The sequence below is a fragment of the Variovorax boronicumulans genome, from assembly GCF_029892485.1.
Classification (GTDB): Bacteria; Pseudomonadota; Gammaproteobacteria; order Burkholderiales; family Burkholderiaceae_C; genus Variovorax; species Variovorax boronicumulans_B.
Map to the genome: position 1 here is coordinate 24709 of NZ_JARXVG010000003.1, position 15479 is coordinate 40187.

Annotated in this window: 15 protein-coding genes; 5 read left to right on the top strand and 10 right to left on the bottom strand. The window is 69.0% G+C overall.

The genetic code is table 11. The annotated features are described in order from the left end of the window. Positions 1-20: 20 nt before the first annotated feature. The 5 genes from M2282_RS08000 to M2282_RS08020 are packed head-to-tail and all read left to right on the top strand — an operon-like array spanning position 21 to position 3731. Positions 21-1445: a cytochrome-c peroxidase gene (locus M2282_RS08000; protein WP_280808702.1), complete on the top strand. Its 1425-nt coding sequence runs from the start codon at positions 21-23 to the stop codon at positions 1443-1445. Continuing rightward, entirely contained in the window at positions 1442-2101 is a 660-nt protein-coding gene (locus M2282_RS08005; RefSeq protein ID WP_280808254.1) for a hypothetical protein, read from the top strand. The genes M2282_RS08000 and M2282_RS08005 overlap by 4 nt, the downstream gene beginning before the upstream one ends. Before the next feature lie 48 nt (positions 2102-2149). Continuing rightward, positions 2150-2821, top strand: coding sequence for a hypothetical protein (locus M2282_RS08010; RefSeq protein WP_280808255.1), 672 nt, complete (start codon positions 2150-2152; stop codon positions 2819-2821). A 13-nt stretch (positions 2822-2834) separates the two neighbouring features. Then, on the top strand, positions 2835-3377 hold the full coding sequence (locus tag M2282_RS08015; RefSeq protein ID WP_280808256.1) for a hypothetical protein: 543 nt from the start codon (positions 2835-2837) through the stop codon (positions 3375-3377). 3 nt (positions 3378-3380) lie between these two features. Further along, complete coding sequence (locus M2282_RS08020) at positions 3381-3731, top strand: prolyl hydroxylase family protein (protein ID WP_280808703.1); 351 nt, start codon at positions 3381-3383, stop codon at positions 3729-3731. A 46-nt stretch (positions 3732-3777) separates the two neighbouring features. Here the strand turns inward: M2282_RS08020 and M2282_RS31050 are convergent, their stop codons facing one another. The 10 genes from M2282_RS31050 to M2282_RS08075 all read right to left on the bottom strand — a co-directional run bounded on the left by M2282_RS31050 (position 3778) and on the right by M2282_RS08075 (position 15387). Next, positions 3778-5271: an ABC transporter permease gene (locus tag M2282_RS31050; protein ID WP_348541729.1), complete on the bottom strand. Its 1494-nt coding sequence runs from the start codon at positions 5269-5271 to the stop codon at positions 3778-3780. Between the two features lie 82 nt (positions 5272-5353). Further along, complete coding sequence (locus tag M2282_RS08035; RefSeq protein ID WP_280808257.1) at positions 5354-6193, bottom strand: substrate-binding domain-containing protein; 840 nt, start codon at positions 6191-6193, stop codon at positions 5354-5356. A gap of 15 nt (positions 6194-6208) precedes the next feature. Further along, a complete protein-coding gene (locus M2282_RS08040) occupies positions 6209-8128 on the bottom strand; it encodes a molybdopterin biosynthesis protein (RefSeq protein ID WP_280808258.1) in 1920 nt (639 codons plus the stop codon). Beyond that, positions 8125-9378, bottom strand: a complete 1254-nt coding sequence (locus M2282_RS08045) for a molybdopterin molybdotransferase MoeA (RefSeq protein WP_280808259.1) — start codon at positions 9376-9378, stop codon at positions 8125-8127. Before M2282_RS08045 ends, M2282_RS08040 begins: the two co-directional genes overlap by 4 nt. Before the next feature lie 95 nt (positions 9379-9473). Further along, a complete protein-coding gene (locus M2282_RS08050) occupies positions 9474-9872 on the bottom strand; it encodes a hypothetical protein (protein WP_280808260.1) in 399 nt (132 codons plus the stop codon). After that, positions 9869-11113, bottom strand: coding sequence for a formate dehydrogenase subunit gamma (locus M2282_RS08055; RefSeq protein WP_280808261.1), 1245 nt, complete (start codon positions 11111-11113; stop codon positions 9869-9871). The genes M2282_RS08050 and M2282_RS08055 overlap by 4 nt, the downstream gene beginning before the upstream one ends. A gap of 12 nt (positions 11114-11125) precedes the next feature. Further along, positions 11126-11377: a hypothetical protein gene (locus M2282_RS08060; protein ID WP_280808262.1), complete on the bottom strand. Its 252-nt coding sequence runs from the start codon at positions 11375-11377 to the stop codon at positions 11126-11128. Next, positions 11374-11994, bottom strand: a complete 621-nt coding sequence (fdh3B, locus tag M2282_RS08065; protein ID WP_280808263.1) for a formate dehydrogenase FDH3 subunit beta — start codon at positions 11992-11994, stop codon at positions 11374-11376. The genes M2282_RS08060 and fdh3B overlap by 4 nt, the downstream gene beginning before the upstream one ends. 9 nt (positions 11995-12003) lie before the next feature. Further along, positions 12004-14991 carry a formate dehydrogenase subunit alpha gene (locus M2282_RS08070; RefSeq protein ID WP_280808264.1) on the bottom strand — a complete coding sequence of 996 codons (2988 nt, stop codon included), beginning with the start codon at positions 14989-14991 and terminating at the stop codon, positions 12004-12006. A gap of 171 nt (positions 14992-15162) precedes the next feature. After that, positions 15163-15387, bottom strand: coding sequence for a formate dehydrogenase (locus tag M2282_RS08075; protein ID WP_280808265.1), 225 nt, complete (start codon positions 15385-15387; stop codon positions 15163-15165). Positions 15388-15479: the final 92 nt, after the last annotated feature.

A 15479-nucleotide genomic window follows, 5' to 3' on the forward strand; every position in this document is an offset into this window, starting at 1 on the left:
GCAAGATGCAACGGTCAATGATGAATCTGGTGGTGGGCAAGGTCGTTCCGCTCGGCGTGGCGCTCTCTGTGGCACTGCTGGCCCTGGCGGGATGCCAAGGCAAGGGCACGGCCACGGCGGCAAACACCGCCGTCGGCACGGCGCCCCGCACGCCGCCCCTGAGCCTGGCCGCCCAGGTCGGGCAGCAGGCCTTCTTCGACAAGAACCTCTCGGGCGGCAGGAACATGTCGTGCGCGAGCTGCCACGACCCGCAGTACGCCTACGGTCCGCCGAACAGCATCTCGGTGCAGCTGGGTTCCGATGTCACGAAGATCGGCGCGCGCGCCGTGCCCTCGTTGCGCTACAAGGAATCGACGCCGGCCTTCAGCGACGATGCACCGAACCCCGACGGCGTGACCTCCAACTCGCCGGGTGGCGGCCTCATGTGGGACGGCCGCGCGGCAACGCTGGCGACTCAGGCAGGGATGCCGCTGCTCAACCCGCTCGAGATGAACAACCCCTCGAAGGAGGCGGTCGTGAAGGCGGTCCAGGCCAGCACCTATGCCGGCCTGTTCAGGCAGGCCTTCGGCGCCGGTGTGTTCGACAACACCGACACCGCCTTCGATGCCCTGGGCCGCGCGATCCAGGCGCTGGAGACCGAAGACCGGAGCTTTCATCCGTACAGCAGCAAGTACGACCTGCATGTGTTCAACAAGGTCGGCGGCACCCTGACGCCGGCCGAGCGGCGCGGCGAGGTCGTGTTCCACAGCACCGGCGTGGCCAACTGCTCGGGCTGCCACTACACGGGCGCGAATTTCAACGGCAACTCCGGGCTGATGACCGACTTCACCTACCAGGCCCTGGGTGCGCCGCGCAACGACAGGTCGATCCCGAACAACCCGGACCCGATTCCGGCCAACGACGACCCGAAGTACTTCGACATGGGACTGTGCGGACCCTTCCGCACCGACCACATGCCCGCCACGCCCGACACCGCCAGCCCGTACTGCGGCATGTTCAAGGTTCCAGGATTGCGCAACGTGGCGACGCGGGGCGCCTTCTTCCACAACGGCGTGCTCCACTCGCTGGACCAGGTCGTCAACTTCTACAACACGCGGGACACCAACCCCGAGTACTGGTATCCCGCCAACGGCGAGAAAAGCACTGGCACGCCCGAGGCCAACCCGGCGTGGGCGCTGCAACCCACCCACGTGCCGGGCGCCGCGGTCGCCAGGTACAACGACCTGCCGGCCTCGCAGCAAGGCAGCATCGACGAGGAAGTGCCGATGGGCACCGGCGAGGGCGGCGACAAGACGCTTGGCAGCGGCACGCGGCCGCGCCAGCCCGGCTCCCCGCCGGTCATGACGCCGCAGCAGATCGCCGACCTGGTCTGCTTTCTCGGTGTGCTGAGCGACGGCTACCAGCCGCCCTCCGCAGCACCGGCCACCGGCAGGTGCGTGAAGTGAAGACGAACAGAAGCTCGGTGCTTGTCGCGTGCCTGCTGGCGCTGCTGGCCTCGCTGGCCCTGCTCGCGGGTTGCGACAACGAGGAAGCGCGCCTCGCGAACCGCGACAACTTCACGGCAGCGACGAACGACTACCTCGCGCAGCGCGGGCATGTGTGCCTGGCCAAATACGCATGGCCGATCACCGTGGTGGCCGGCTCGCACGAGGTCGATGCGCAGCAGATGCCGGTGCTCGAGAAGCTGGGCCTGGTGAGTGGCAAGGATGTCGTCGTCACCGAAAAAAACAGCGCAGCCGCCGCCGCGCCGGCCCGCGAATACGCGCTGACCGAGGCAGGGCGCAAGAACTACCTGCAGATACCCGTGGTGATACGCACCACGACGCAGACGCTCACGCATCCGGCCGACTTCTGCGCGGCCGCCCTGAGCCTGGACCGCCTGATTGGCTGGGACCCGCCGCAGACACGCGACGGCCGCACCGCGACCTCGTTGCTCTTCACCTACCGCATCGCGCCCGAACCCTGGGCCGGTGCGCCCGAAGTGCTGCAAGCCTTTCCCCTGCTGGCGCGCGCCATCCAGCGCGAGGGAACGATGCAGGTGCGCCTTGGCGTTCACCTGACACGGCAAGGCTGGGTCGCGGACGAACTCGATGTGCATTGAATCCGCGCGCGCCACTCCACTGTCACCCGAACATCCATCAGAGACCCCATGAACTTCCGCTTCATTCCATCGCGCCCACGCGCCCGCACTTCGATCAAGGCCCTGGCCGGCATCGCCCTCGCCTGCGCGCTGGCCGCATGCGGCGTCGGCCGCGATGCCAACGCGCCCACCGCCGAGAATCTCGCGGCGCCGCTGGACGACTACCTGGCCCAGCGCGGCGACCTCTGCCTTGCGATGTTCGACTGGCCGATCGACCTGACCGAAGCCGAGGCCGGTTCCGGCGCGCGCCATGCGATCCAGTTTCCGGTGATGGAGCAGTTGGGCCTGGTGCACAGCACCATCGTCGCCGCATCGAAGAGCAGCGAGAACCCCGACGGCGCGGTCAAGCGCTTCGAGCTGACCGAGGCCGGCCGCAAGTTCTACAAGCCGCGTCCGTCCACGGCCCAGGGCACGGCACACGCCAACGACTTCTGCGTGGCCCATCTCAAGCGCGAGAAGATCGTCGACGTGAAGGTCGATGCATCCGACGCGCACCATCCGATGGCGGTGGTGAGCTACACCTACCAGATCGACCCCGCACCGTGGATGCAGAACGCCGACGCGCAGCGCGTGTTCCCGATGATCGCGCGCATCGCGAACGGCGCGGGCGGCAAGCTGCAATTGCGCCAGGGCTTCACGCTCGGCGACAAGGGCTGGGTCGCGCACGCGGGTGCGGTCTGACGCGCTGCCGTCCATGAGCACCGTCGTCCGCTTCTCGCCAGACCTGGGCCGCTGGCTCACGCACGGCCTCGACGCCGGCCAGGCGCCGCACGCGCTGGTGGCCACGATGCTCAGGCAGGGCATGAACGAGCGGCCTGCGCGGGCCATCGTCGCGGCTTACCTCGATGCGCGGCAGCGCGGCGGGGCCATGCCGGCCGACGCCATCGAGCTGCCGGACGAGGCCCCATCCAGGCCGGTGGCCCGGCTCGCGACGGGCACGCGCATCCTGGCGGCCGACCGCGAGATCGTCGTGCACTCGCGCGGCGAAGACCCGGTCTTCGCCGCGCTCGGCAACGTGGTGGACGCCGACGAATGCAAGGCGCTCATCGACATGGCACGGCCACGCCTCAAGCCTTCCACGCTGGTCGATCCGGCGAGCGGCCGCGATGTGGTGAGCGACAGGCGCGCGAGCTGGGGCATGTTTTTCCGCCTGGGCGAGAACGACCTTGTCGCCCGCCTCGACCGGCGCCTTTCGATGCTGATGAACCTTCCGCTGGAAAACGGCGAGGGGCTGTAGCTGCTGTACTACCCGACCGGCGCGGGCAGCGAGCCCCATCACGACTACCTGGCGCCCACCAACGCCGCCAACCGCGAATCCATTGCGCGAAGCGGCCAGCGCGTGAGCACCCTGGTGACCTACCTCAACGACGTGCCGGAGGGCGGCCAGACCGTCTTCCCGCAGTTGGGCCTGGCGGTGTCGCCGATTCGCGGCAATGCCTGCTACTTCGAGTACGGCGACGGCAAAGGCGGCGTCGATGCGCGATCCCTGCACGCCAGCGCGGCCGTGATCCGCGGCGAGAAGTGGGTCATGACCAAGTGGATGCGCGAGCGCCGCTTCGTGGCTGCGGGGAGCCAGAACTCCATCCGATAGCCCGCGCCATGGAGCGACTTGATCCGGTCGCCCTCGCCGCCGGCCGCTACGGCCGCACGCGCCAGCCGAGTTCGCCCTGGAGGAACCGCGCCGCCTCGGGCGGCAGGTCTTCCGCGTCGAAGAAGCGCGCCACGGGCCGCTCGACGACGATCCGTCCCGCCTGCAGGTAGGCCACGCGCGTGGCCAGCCGCTTGGCCTGCCCGAGGTTGTGGGTGCTCATCACGATGGTCACGCCGCTGTCGGCGACCTCCTCGATGAGGGCCTCAATCTCGTTCTTCGCGGCGGGGTCCAGGCTGGCGGTCGGCTCGTCCAGGAACAGGATGTCCGGCTGAAGCGCCCAGGCGCGCGCCAGGCCGAGGCGCTGCTGCTGTCCACCCGACAGCGAACGGGCCGGCCGCGTGGCGTGTTCGAGCAGGCCCACGCGTGCCAGGGCCTGGCGGCAGCGCTCGCTGCGTTCGGCGGCCGGTACGCCGTTCAGCCACAGGCCGATCCAGACATTGCGCCAGACCGAAAGGCTCAGGAGAAAAGGCCGCTGGAACAGCATGGCCCCGTGCGGCAGGCGGCCTTCGGGCTGCAGCGGCAGGCGCTCGAAGCGACCCTCGCAGGGCAGCAGGCCATGCAGCAGCCGCAGCAGCGTGGTCTTGCCCGAGCCGTTGGCGCCGACGAGGATGAGCCGGTCGCCCCGGCGCACGGTCAGCGATGCATCGTGCAGCGCGGTCAGCGAGCGAAAGCGCACCGTCGCCCGCTCGGCCACGAGCAGCGGCGTCACCTCGGCCACGACCGGCGGGCGAGGGGCTGGCGGCCGGGGCCCTGCATCGGACGTGGCCAGCGGGCCGATGCGCTGCGGTCGGGTCGCCATCCATTGCAGCAGCCCGATGGCACCGTTGATGGCACCGACCACCGCCAGCAGCACGAGGCCCAGCGCCAACGCCAGCGCCAGGTCGCCCTTGCTGGTTTCCAGGGCGATGGTGGTGGTCATCACGCGGGTGACGCCGGCGATGTTGCCGCCGACGATCATCACCGCGCCCACCTCGGCGATGGCCCGCGCGAAGGCGGTGAGCAGCACGGTGGCCACGCCCATCCGGTCGTGCACCAGCATCAGCAGCGCCGTGGTGAGCGGCCGGGCGCCCAGCGAGCGCAACTGGTCGCCGCCGTCGGCCAGCGCGGCCAGCACGAGCCGGCGCGACAGGGCGGCGATCAGCGGTGTGACGAGCACGCTCTGCGCCACCACCATCGCCGTCGGCGTGAACAGGATGCCCAACTCGCCCAAGGGCCCCGAGCGCGAGAGCAGCAGGTACACCAGCAGGCCAACCACCACGGCGGGCAAGGCGAGCAGCGTGTTGACCAGCCACACGGCCAGCACATGCCCCGGAAATCGCGCCACCGCGAGCCACGCGCCCAGCAGCAGGCCGACGAATGCACCGATCGCGCAGGCCGTGGCACTCACCTGCAGCGAGAGCGCCGTGATGTGCACGAGTTCGGGGTCGGCGCCGGCGATGAGCTGCCAGGCCAGCACCCAGCCTTCGGTCATGGTGTTCATCGAAGGACGGCTTTCTTCAGTGCAACCGCGAAGCCGCGGTCATCGCGCCGTCCCTCGGCCCGCCGGGCCGCCCCGGCCGCATTCACTGGTTCGCGTTCGGAAAGAAGAGCTGCTCGCCGCCGATCTTGTACGAGGCGATCACGGCCTGGCCATCGGACGACACCACCCAGTCGGAGAAGGCCTGCGCCAGGTCCTTCTTGACGTGCGGATGCTTCGCCGGATTCACCACGATCACGCCGTACTGGTTGAACAGCTGCCTGTCGCCCTCGACCACGATGCCCAGGTCGCCGCGGTTCTTGAAATTGAGCCAGGTACCGCGGTCGGAGAGCACGTAGGCATTGGTGGACGCGGCGATGTTGAGCGCCTGTCCCATGCCGCAGCCGCACTCCTTGTAGCCGGCGGGCCTGGCGGCCGCGATGTCGATGCCGGCCAGCTTCCACTGGCGCAGCTCGGCCGAGTGGGTGCCGCTCTTGTCACCGCGCGAGACGAAGGCGCCGCCCGTGGCGCCCAGCCGCTTGAGGGCCGCCGCGATGTCGTTGCCGCGCACGCCGGCCGGGTCGGACTTCGGGCCGATCAGCACGAAGTCGTTGTACATGACCGGTCGGCGCACGAGGCCGAAGCCCTCCGCGACGAACTTCTCCTCGGCGGGCTGGTCGTGCACGAACAGGGCATCGGCATCGCCGCGGCGGCCCAGGTCCAGCGCCTGGCCCGTGCCCACGGCCACCACCCGCACCTCGGTGCCCGTGGCCTTGGTGAACTGCGGCAGCAGGTGCTTGAAGAGGCCCGACTGTTCGGTGGACGTGGTGGAGGCCAGCACGATGAATCTGTCTTGCGCATGGGCGACCTGGGCGATCGGCGCGAGCAGCGCGCCGGCAAGAACACCGGCGAGGGCGAGAAGGGTGGAGCGTTTGCGCGAGTTCATGGTGTGACGGTGGTTTCAGATGGGCGGGTCGACACGAAAGCCCAGCCGGGCTAGCGCCTCGCGCGCGGCGGCGGATTGCAGCAGCGCGATGAAGGCCTGCACCGGCGCGCGTGCCAGCCGCGCCCTGGGCACCACGAAGTCGTAGCGCTCCTCCTGCACGGGAATGAAGCCCAGGCCGTACTGGCGTGCGACAGTGTCGATGGCCAGGCCCCAGTCGGCGCGCTGCTGCGCCACGGCCACGGCCACCGCGTTGTGCGACTTGGTCTGCACGCCGTAGCCAGGCGGCTTCGCGCGGCCGAGCAGGCGGTCGATGAGGATGCGCGTGCCGCTGCCGGCATTGCGGTTGACCATGGTGCAGCCGGGCTCGGCGAGCGCGGCCGCAATGGCCGCGGCGGCATCGCGCCCCTCGAAGCGCGCATCGAGCGGGCGGTAGACGATGCCCTGCATGCGGCCGTACCCCGGGATCAGTTCGAGCGACGGCGTGAGCAGCGGCCGGTTGTAGACGCCGGTGGCCGGGTCCATCAGGTGGATGCCCGCCACGTCGCATTCGCCGCGCCGGGCCGCCATCAACCCGCCCGTGCTGCCCACGTTCATGGCCTTGATGCGGATGCCCTGGCGCATCAGCTCGCCGGCCAGCCAGTCCAGGCCCACGCAATGGCTGCCGATCAGGATGAGGTCGGCGGCGTCCAGCCCCTGGCCCAGCAACTGCACCTGCACGGGCGCGCCGGCCTCCACGATCTCGGTGTGCTGGCCGATGGTGATGAAGCCATCCGCGCTGCTGAAGGTGGTGACCGAGCCCGAGCCCTTGCCCATCGGATAGGCCGCGAGGCCCTCGTCGGTGGGCACCAGGCCCACCAGCAGGTATTCGGTGCGGCCGCGCTCGGAGTTGATCCGCATCGGCAGCGTGGCCGCCACGTGCTCGCGCCGCTCCGGCGGCCGGCCCGCGAAGGCGCGGATCACCGGGGCCAGGAACTCGTGGAAGGTGAAAACCGCCGAGGTCGGAAAGCCCGGCAGGATCACGACGGGCTTGCCGCCGGTGACGGCCAGGCACACCGGCTTGCCCGGCTTGAGCGCTACGCCGTGCGCCACCACGCCCGGGTCGTCGAGGGCAGCCACCACGCGGTAGGAGAGGTCGCCTTCGCCCTTGGAGGTGCCGCCCGAGAAGACCACCGCATCGCATTCGAGCCCCCGCGCGAGCGCGGCCGAGAGCGCCGCCTCGTCGTCCGGGATCACGCCCAGCCGCACGGGCAGTCCGCCCAGTTCCTCGACGGCGGCGCCGATGATGGCGGCGTTGGAGTCGTACACCGCGCCCGTGGGCAGCGGCGCACCGGGCGCGACGATTTCGTTGCCGGTGGAGAAGATGGCCACGCGCGGCTTGCGGTGCACGCCGACCTCGGCCAGGCCCAGCGCCGCGAGCACGCCGATCTCCCGCGAGCTCAGCGGCTGGCCGGCGCGCAGCACCGTTTCGCCGCGCGCGATGTCGGTGCCGGCGTAGCTGACGTTCTCGCCCTCCGTAGCCGCGCGGCGGATCACCACCTGGCCCTCCTCGGCATCGGTGTGTTCCACCATCACCACCGCATCGGCGCCGCGCGGCAGCATGCCGCCGGTGGCGATCGCCGTCGCGTGGCCGTGCGTCACTTCGCGCTGCGGCACGATGCCGGGCGCCAGCGTTTCGCCGGCGAGCGCCAGCGTGCGGACCTGCTCCTCCATCGCGCCCCAGGTGTCGGCGGCCTGCACGGCGAAGCCATCGACGTTGGAACGGTCGAAGCCGGGCACGTCGATGGGCGCGATCACGTCGTCGGCCAGCACCCGGCCCAACGCCTCGTGCAGGGGGACGGTCTCGCGGCCCAGCGGTGCGAGCTTCAGGTGTTCGCGAAAGCGGCGCTCGGCCTCGTCGCGCGTGACGACATCCAGAAATTGCGATTGGGGTTTCACAGGCACTCGTAGAGATGGACAGTGACTTCGGTTCCGGGGCCGTAGCCTTCGCTCTCCGCGGGCGCGACGACGAAGCCATCGGCCCGCGTGGTCGAGCTCAGCACGGACGCGCCCGAGAGCGCGAGCGGCTCCACGCCGGCCTCGCCGAGCTTCACGCGGACATAGTCGACGCGCCCCACCTGCGAGACGATCTTGCGCGCCACGGCCGCGCGCACCTGGCGGTAGGGCCAGTCGGCAGGCCGGCCGCCGATGCGGCGGATCGCGCGGCCTGCGAAGAAGTCGTAGGCGCACAGGCAGGAGACCGGGTTGCCCGGCAGCAGGAAGACCAGCGTGCCGCCGATGCGGCCCATGCCGGCCGGGCTGGAGGGCCGCATCGCGACGCCGTGGATGGCCAGCTCGCCCAGCTCGGCCAGCAGGCGCGGCGCATGGTCTTCGGCGCCCACACTGGAGCCGCCGGAGATGAGCACCACGTCGGCGCCCGGAGCGGCCAGCGCCTCTGCGATGGCCTGCGGATCGTCGCCCAGCCGCCGGTGCGATTCGAGCACACCGCCGTCGCGCGCCACCAGTCCGCGCAAGGTCACCGAGTTGGCGTCGTAGATCTCGTGCGGGCCCTTGTGTTCGCCGGGCGCGCGCACTTCATTGCCGGTCACCAGCAGCCGCACGCGGGGCTGGCGCACCACCTGCAGTTGCGCGAGACCGAGCGAGGCCGCGAGCCCCGCATCCTGCGGGCGCAGCCGGCGGCCCGCGGGCAGCGCCGTGCTGCCGCGTGCGATGTCTTCGCCGACGTGGCCCACGTGCTGGCCGGGCGAAACGGCCCGCGTGATGGCCAGGCGCCCGTCCTGCTCGCTCGCGTATTCGGCGGGCACCACGGCATCCAGTTCCGAGGGAACCGGGGCGCCGGTCATGATGCGGATGGCGGCGCCCGCGGGCACCGCGCCATCGAAAGGCCGGCCGGGCCAGGCATGGCCGACGAGCGGAAACTCCAACGGGTTGTATTCACCGGCGCCTGTGGTCTCGCCACCGCGCAGCGCGTAGCCGTCCATGGCGGAACGGTCGAATTCGGGCACCGCGATGGGCGCGATCACCTCATGCAGGAGCACCCGTCCCGTGGCTTCCTCGACGGCCACGGATTCGCCGGGCAGCAGCGGCGTGTGGGCATCGATCCAGGCGAGTACGGCGGGAACCTCCGTGCGCTGCGTGAAGCCGCGCATGCGCACATCGGTCGCGACTGTTCGTTCGGGTGTGGGCATTGCGGCCAGTATAGGAGTTGCATGCCGCGAACCATGCCTGCGGGGCGCAGTGTCCGGACCCGCCTGCGCCAGTGCTCGCGCCGGGCGCGGCAAGCTCACTTCTTGGGCGCGGGGTTGGTCTCGGCCGAGGTCTGGTTCGAGCTGGGCGGCGCTGCTGCGGTGGGGGCCGGCGAGTGCGCACCCGAGGCTTCGATGGGCTTGGTCTGGGCCGGCGCCGCGGCGGCGTAGGGCCCCGGGTCGGCACAGGGCGGCGTCGCCACCGCGGCCGGCACCGGCTTGCCGGCGGCCTGGGCGCTGGCGCGGTACTTGGCCGCGACCTGGTCCTGCGCCTTGCAGAGCAGGTAGCTGTCGACCTTGGCGCTCCACGCGGTCTTGGCCGCGGTGTCTGCGGCCTTGGCCTGCGCTTCGGGCGAGGGCGTCGGCAGCTTGGCGAAGACGGACGGCGCAGCCAGCGGTAGCGCCAGCGCGCAGAGAAGAATCGGCGTGTACTTCATGCGGAGGTTCCTTGCGCTGTCACCGGCCGTGCGGGGTCCGGTGCGTCGGGCGGGGTAGAGCGCTGCGCCGGGATCTTGCCGGCCTCGATGTCGTCGTACCAGAGCCGGTGATGCTCGCGCGCCCAGGTCTCGTCGACGTAGCCTTCGCGCATGGCCTTGTACGCGCCCGTCATGCCCAGCGTGCCGATGTAGATGTGGCCCATGATCATCGCCATCATGAGGAGCGTGGCCACCGCATGCACCATGTGCGCGACCTGCATCTCGCCGCGCGTGTAGACGAAGCCGGGCAGCAGCTTGTCGAGGAACAGCCCCGAGCCGATGACGATGCTGCCCAGAAAGAGCACGCCACCCCAGAACACCAGCTTCTCGCCGGCGTTGAAGCGGTGCGATGCCGGCTCCTTGCCGCCGAACAGGCCACCGCCGTGACGCAGCCAGGTGAAGTCTTCCTTGCCCGGCCAGTTGCTGCGGATGAAGGTGAAGATCATGAACAGCGTGGTCACCACGAACAGCGGCCCCACGAAGTTGTGCACGGTCTTGAGCACGTACGCGAGATAGCCAAAGAGCGCGCTGCCCAGCACCGGCAGCAGGAAGAACTTGCCGAAGGCCATCACGATGCCCGACAGCGCGAGCGTGACGAAGGCGAGGGCATTCGACCAGTGCGTGGCGCGCTCGAAGGGCGTGAAGCGCTCGATCTTGCGGCCGGTCTCGGTGCCGTGCAGCCGGATCGGCCCACGCGTGAAATAGAAGATCGCCAGCGCCAGCAGCGTGACGAAGAGCAGCGCCGCGCCGTACGGAATGATCCAGTTGTTGCGCACCTGGCGCCAGGCCTCGCCCGCGTTGGTGAAGCGGGAGCCCGGGTACTGAACGAAACCCTGGATCAGGTTGCCGGCTTCGGGCGCCTGGCTCACGGGCAGGCTGCTGTAGCCGGTGACACCTCGGCTCACGTCTCGCCACATCGGCGCGTTGTTGCCGGGCTGTACCTTGTTGCGCTCGCCGTTGGTCTGGTTGAGGTAGTTCGGATCGGCGCTGGCCTCGGGCTTCACGTCGAAGATGTTCTGGCCGCGGATGCCGGGGTTGGCTTGGGGCGCAGGAGCCGCAGCGGGAGCCGCCGCCGGTGCAGGGGTGACGGCGCCGCTCGCGGCAGGGTTGGCGTCCTGGGCCACGGCCACCGCCGCGCAGCCGAGGAGCGCGGTCGCCAACAGCGCGTTGAAGGCTTGCCTCGTGCGAATGGTGACGCTCATGCAGCCTCCGGCTCAGTTTTCTTTGGTGTATTCGTTCTGGCCGTTCGAGCGGAGCTTGATCTGCTGCTCCCACGCGGTCTTCTCGCCCACCTTCCAGCCCGGCGCGGTGAAGACCGTGCCGGTGTTGGCCTGTGGGCCCGTGCCGCTCCAGGGCACGGCATCGTGCTTGACGCCCTCGGCATTCGTCTGCGGCTTCTCGGTGCATGCGGCAAGCAGCAGGGCGCCCGAGGCGAGCGCGAACAGGGCGACGGCCGCGCGCCTCACTTCTTGTCTCCGGCAGGCGGCGTGCCGGCCTGCTGCGAGCCGTAGGCCGTGCCCCAGCCCCAGACTTCCGCGCCCGTGCCGCGATGCACGACGCGCGTGCGGAAGATGTCGGCCACCACATCGCCGTCACCGGCCAGCAGCGCCTTGGTCGAGCACATCTCTGCGCAGGCGGGCAGCTTGCCTTCGGCCAAGCGGTTGCGGCCGTACTTCTCGAATTCGGCTTCGGAGCCGTTGGCCTCGGGGCCGCCGGCGCAGAAGGTGCACTTGTCCATCTTGCCGCGCGCGCCGAAGGTGCCCTGCGACGGGAACTGCGGCGCGCCGAACGGGCAGGCGTACGAGCAGTAGCCGCAGCCGATGCACACGTCCTTGTCGTGCAGCACCACGCCTTCGTCGGTGCGATAGAAGCACTGCACCGGGCACACGGCCATGCAGGGCGCGTCGGAACAGTGCATGCAGGCCACTGAGATCGACTTCTCGCCCGGCAGGCCGTCGTTGAGCGTGACCACGCGGCGGCGGTTCACGCCCCAGGGCACTTCGTTCTCGTTCTTGCAGGCCGTGACGCAGCCGTTGCACTCGATGCAGCGTTCGGAATCGCAGACGAACTTCATTCTTGCCATGGGGATTCCTTATGCTTTCTCGATGTTGCAGACCGTGGTCTTGGTCTCTTGCATCATGGTGACGCTGTCGTAGCCGTACGTGGTGCCGGTGTTGATCGCCTCGCCGCGCACGATGGGCGCGGCGCCCTTGGGGTAGTAGGCGAGCATGTCCGCACCCTGCCAGTGGCCCGAGAAGTGGAAGGGCAGGAAGACCGTGTCGGGCCCGACGCGTTCGGTCACCAGGGCCTGCACGTTGAGCTTGGCACCGGTGGGCGTGTGCACCCAGGCGCGCTCGCCGTTGCGGATGTTCTTCTCGGCCGCCACCTTCGGATTGATCTCGACGAACATCTCCTGCTGCAGTTCGGCGAGCCAGGGGTTGGAGCGCGTTTCCTCGCCGCCGCCCTCGTACTCCACGAGCCGGCCCGAAGTCATGATGTACGGGAATTTCTCGGCGATCTTGTCGGCGACGTTCTTCTGCTGCACGGTCTTGTAGAGCGTGGGCAGGCGCCAGAAGGCCATCTTGTCGTCGTGCGTCGGGTACTTGGCGACCAGGTCGGGCCGGGTGCCGTAAAGCGGCTCGCGGTGCTGCGGGATCGCATCGGGGAAGTTCCACACCACCGCACGCGCCTTGGCATTGCCGAAGGGATGGCAGCCGTGGTTCTTCATGAACACGCGGATCATGCCGCCCGAGCTGTCGGTCTTCCAGTTCTTGCCTTCGGCCTTGGGCTTCTCGGCGTCGGTCAGCTCGTCCCACCAGCCGAGCTTCTTGAGCAGCAGGTGGTCGAGTTCGGGGTAGCCGGTGGTGATGTCGGCACCGAGCGAGTACGAGCCGTCCTCGGCCAGCAGGTTCTTTCCGTTGCGCTCCACGCCGAAGTTCGCGCGGAAGTTGCCGCCGCCGTCCATCACGTGCTTGGACGGGTCGTAGAGATTCGGCGAGCCGGGATGCTTGAGCTCGGGCGTGCCGTAGCAGGGCCAGGGCAGGCCGTAGTAGTCGCCCGAGATGTCGTAGCCGTTGACCTTGTCCTTGACGGCGCCCTTGGCCTTGAGCGTGCGCACGTCGAAGGCGGCCATGTTGCGCATGTGCGCCTGCAGCCGTTCGGGGCTCTGGCCCGAGTAGCCGACGGCCCAGCAGCACTTGTTGATCTCGCGCAGGATGTCGTCGGGCACGGGCTCGTCCATGCCCTTGACCTTCTGCATCTTGTAGTTCTTGCTGAGCTCCTTGCCGAAGCCCAGGCGGTCGGCGAACTGCTGCATGATCATATGGTCGCTGCGGCTCTCCCACAGCGGCTCGATGACCTTCTCGCGCCACTGGATGGACCGGTTCGATGCGGTCACCGATCCGCTGGTCTCGAACTGCGTGCAAGCCGGCAGCAGGTACACCGCGCGGTTCGCGTTGGCGTCCTCGGGCCTTCCCGGCATGGCCGCCATGGCCGCGGTGGCCGAGGGATAGGGGTCGACCACCACGAGCAGGTCCAGCTTGTCCATGGCCCGCTTCATCTCGAGGCCGCGCGTCTGCGAGTTGGGCGCATGGCCCCAGTAGAAGACGCCGCGCAGGTTCGAATCCTGGTCGATCAGCTCGTTCTTCTCGAGCACGCCGTCGATCCAGCGCGAGACCGTGATGCCGGGCTTGCTCATCATCGCGGGCGATGCGAAGCGGCCCTTGATCCATTCGAAGTCCACGCCCCAGGTTGCGGCGAAGTGCTTCCACGAACCTTCGACCAGGCCGTAGTAGCCCGGCAGCGAATCGGGATTGGGACCGACGTCGGTGGCGCCCTGCACGTTGTCGTGGCCGCGGAAGATGTTGGTGCCGCCGCCCGACTTGCCGACATTGCCCAGCGCCAGCTGCAGGATGCAGGAAGCCCGCACGATGGCATTGCCGATGGTGTGCTGCGTCTGGCCCATGCACCAGACGATGGTGCCGGGCCGGTTCTCGTTGAGCATCGTCGCGACCTTCAGCACCTGCGCCTCATTGACGCCGCAGGCCTCCTCGACCTTGTCGGGCGTCCACTTGCTCATCACTTCCGCGCGCACCTCGTCCATGCCGTAGACGCGGTCGTCGATGTAGCGCTTGTCTTCCCACCCGTTCTTGAAGATGTGGTGCAGGATGCCGAACAGGAACGCGATGTCCGAGCCCGAGCGGATGCGCACGTACTCGTGGGCCTTGGCCGCCGTGCGGGTGAAGCGCGGATCGACCACGATCATCTTGCAGCCGTTTTCCTTCGCATGCAGCATGTGCAGCATGCTCACCGGATGCGCCTCGGCCGCGTTCGAGCCGATGTACATCGCGACCTTCGCGTTGCGCATGTCGTTGTACGAATTGGTCATGGCGCCGTAGCCCCATGTGTTCGCCACGCCCGCGACCGTGGTCGAGTGGCAGATGCGCGCCTGGTGGTCGCAGTTGTTGCTGCCGAAGAAGCTTACGAACTTGCGCAGCAGATACGACTGCTCGTTGCTGTGCTTGCTCGAGCCGATCCAGTAGATCGCGTCGGGGCCGCTGGCCTTGGTGAGTTCCTTGAGCTTGGCGGTGATCTCGTCGAGCGCGGTGTCCCAGCTGATGCGCTCGTACTTGCCGTTGACAAGCTTCATCGGATAGCGAAGGCGGTATTCGCCGTGGCCGTGCTCGCGCAGCGCGGCGCCCTTGGCGCAGTGGGCGCCCAGGTTGATCGGCGAGTCGAACACCGGCTCCTGCCGCACCCACACGCCGTTCTCGACCACCGCATCGGAAGCGCAGCCGACCGAGCAGTGCGAGCACACCGTGCGCTTGACCTCGATCTTGCCGGCGCCGATGGCCACCGGCCTGCCGTCGGCGGCCCGGGCCTTCTGGATCAGCGTGAGCTGGCTGGCCGCGAGGCCCACGCCGACGCCGAGGCCGGAGCGCCGCAGGAAGGCGCGCCGGTCCATGGTCGGCAATGCGTTCGCGAGGCCGCGCCGCAGGCTGTGGATGAAGGGCGAGGCGGCGGTGGACGGATCGGAGGCACGCTGGCTCGCGGTGCCCGGGGATTTTCTGGTCAGAAGCACAGGGACTCCTTAGAAGGTGTGAACGAATCCGGCGTGCCCGAGCAGCCCGCCCAGGCGCGCCCGATCAAGGCGCAAAGCGCAGCCATAGCTCGGGCTATGGCGAGCATTTGCAACGCCGAGCGGGTGTGTCTGGGTGGGATGAGCGGGCATGGCGGATTCGTTCATACCTTCTCAGGCTGAAGCGGTTGCGTAGTAGCGCTTGACGTGCTCGCTCAGGGAATAACCGCCGCCGTTTTCGGGCGCAGGCGGCAAGGAGGGGGCGGCGGTGGCGACGGGCGCCTCTACAACCTTAGGCAGCACCGTGACGGCTGCGGCGGCAACGCCAGCGGTGGCGGCACCGAGAAAGAATCCCCGACGGGAGGCCGGCTTGATACCGGCGTTTTGGCTATCCTGCATCTTGACTCCAGGAGTGGCTAGGCTCAACACGATATGAAACGCATGTGTGCTTTTGGATACTAGACCAGCAACACATCACGGGCAACCCGATT

Excerpts from the sequence above, each read along its gene's own strand:
- M2282_RS08075 (WP_280808265.1), bottom strand. The coding sequence starts at position 15,387 with ATGCAGGATAGCCAAAACGCCGGTATCAAGCCGGCCTCCCGTCGGGGA.
- M2282_RS08000 (WP_280808702.1), top strand. The coding sequence starts at position 21 with ATGAATCTGGTGGTGGGCAAGGTCGTTCCGCTCGGCGTGGCGCTCTCT.
- M2282_RS08050 (WP_280808260.1), bottom strand. The coding sequence starts at position 9,872 with ATGAAGTACACGCCGATTCTTCTCTGCGCGCTGGCGCTACCGCTGGCT.
- fdh3B (WP_280808263.1), bottom strand. The coding sequence starts at position 11,994 with ATGGCAAGAATGAAGTTCGTCTGCGATTCCGAACGCTGCATCGAGTGC.
- M2282_RS31050 (WP_348541729.1), bottom strand. The coding sequence starts at position 5,271 with ATGAACACCATGACCGAAGGCTGGGTGCTGGCCTGGCAGCTCATCGCC.
- M2282_RS08045 (WP_280808259.1), bottom strand. The coding sequence starts at position 9,378 with ATGCCCACACCCGAACGAACAGTCGCGACCGATGTGCGCATGCGCGGC.
- M2282_RS08015 (WP_280808256.1), top strand. The coding sequence starts at position 2,835 with ATGAGCACCGTCGTCCGCTTCTCGCCAGACCTGGGCCGCTGGCTCACG.
- M2282_RS08010 (WP_280808255.1), top strand. The coding sequence starts at position 2,150 with ATGAACTTCCGCTTCATTCCATCGCGCCCACGCGCCCGCACTTCGATC.
- M2282_RS08055 (WP_280808261.1), bottom strand. The coding sequence starts at position 11,113 with ATGAGCGTCACCATTCGCACGAGGCAAGCCTTCAACGCGCTGTTGGCG.
- M2282_RS08035 (WP_280808257.1), bottom strand. The coding sequence starts at position 6,193 with ATGAACTCGCGCAAACGCTCCACCCTTCTCGCCCTCGCCGGTGTTCTT.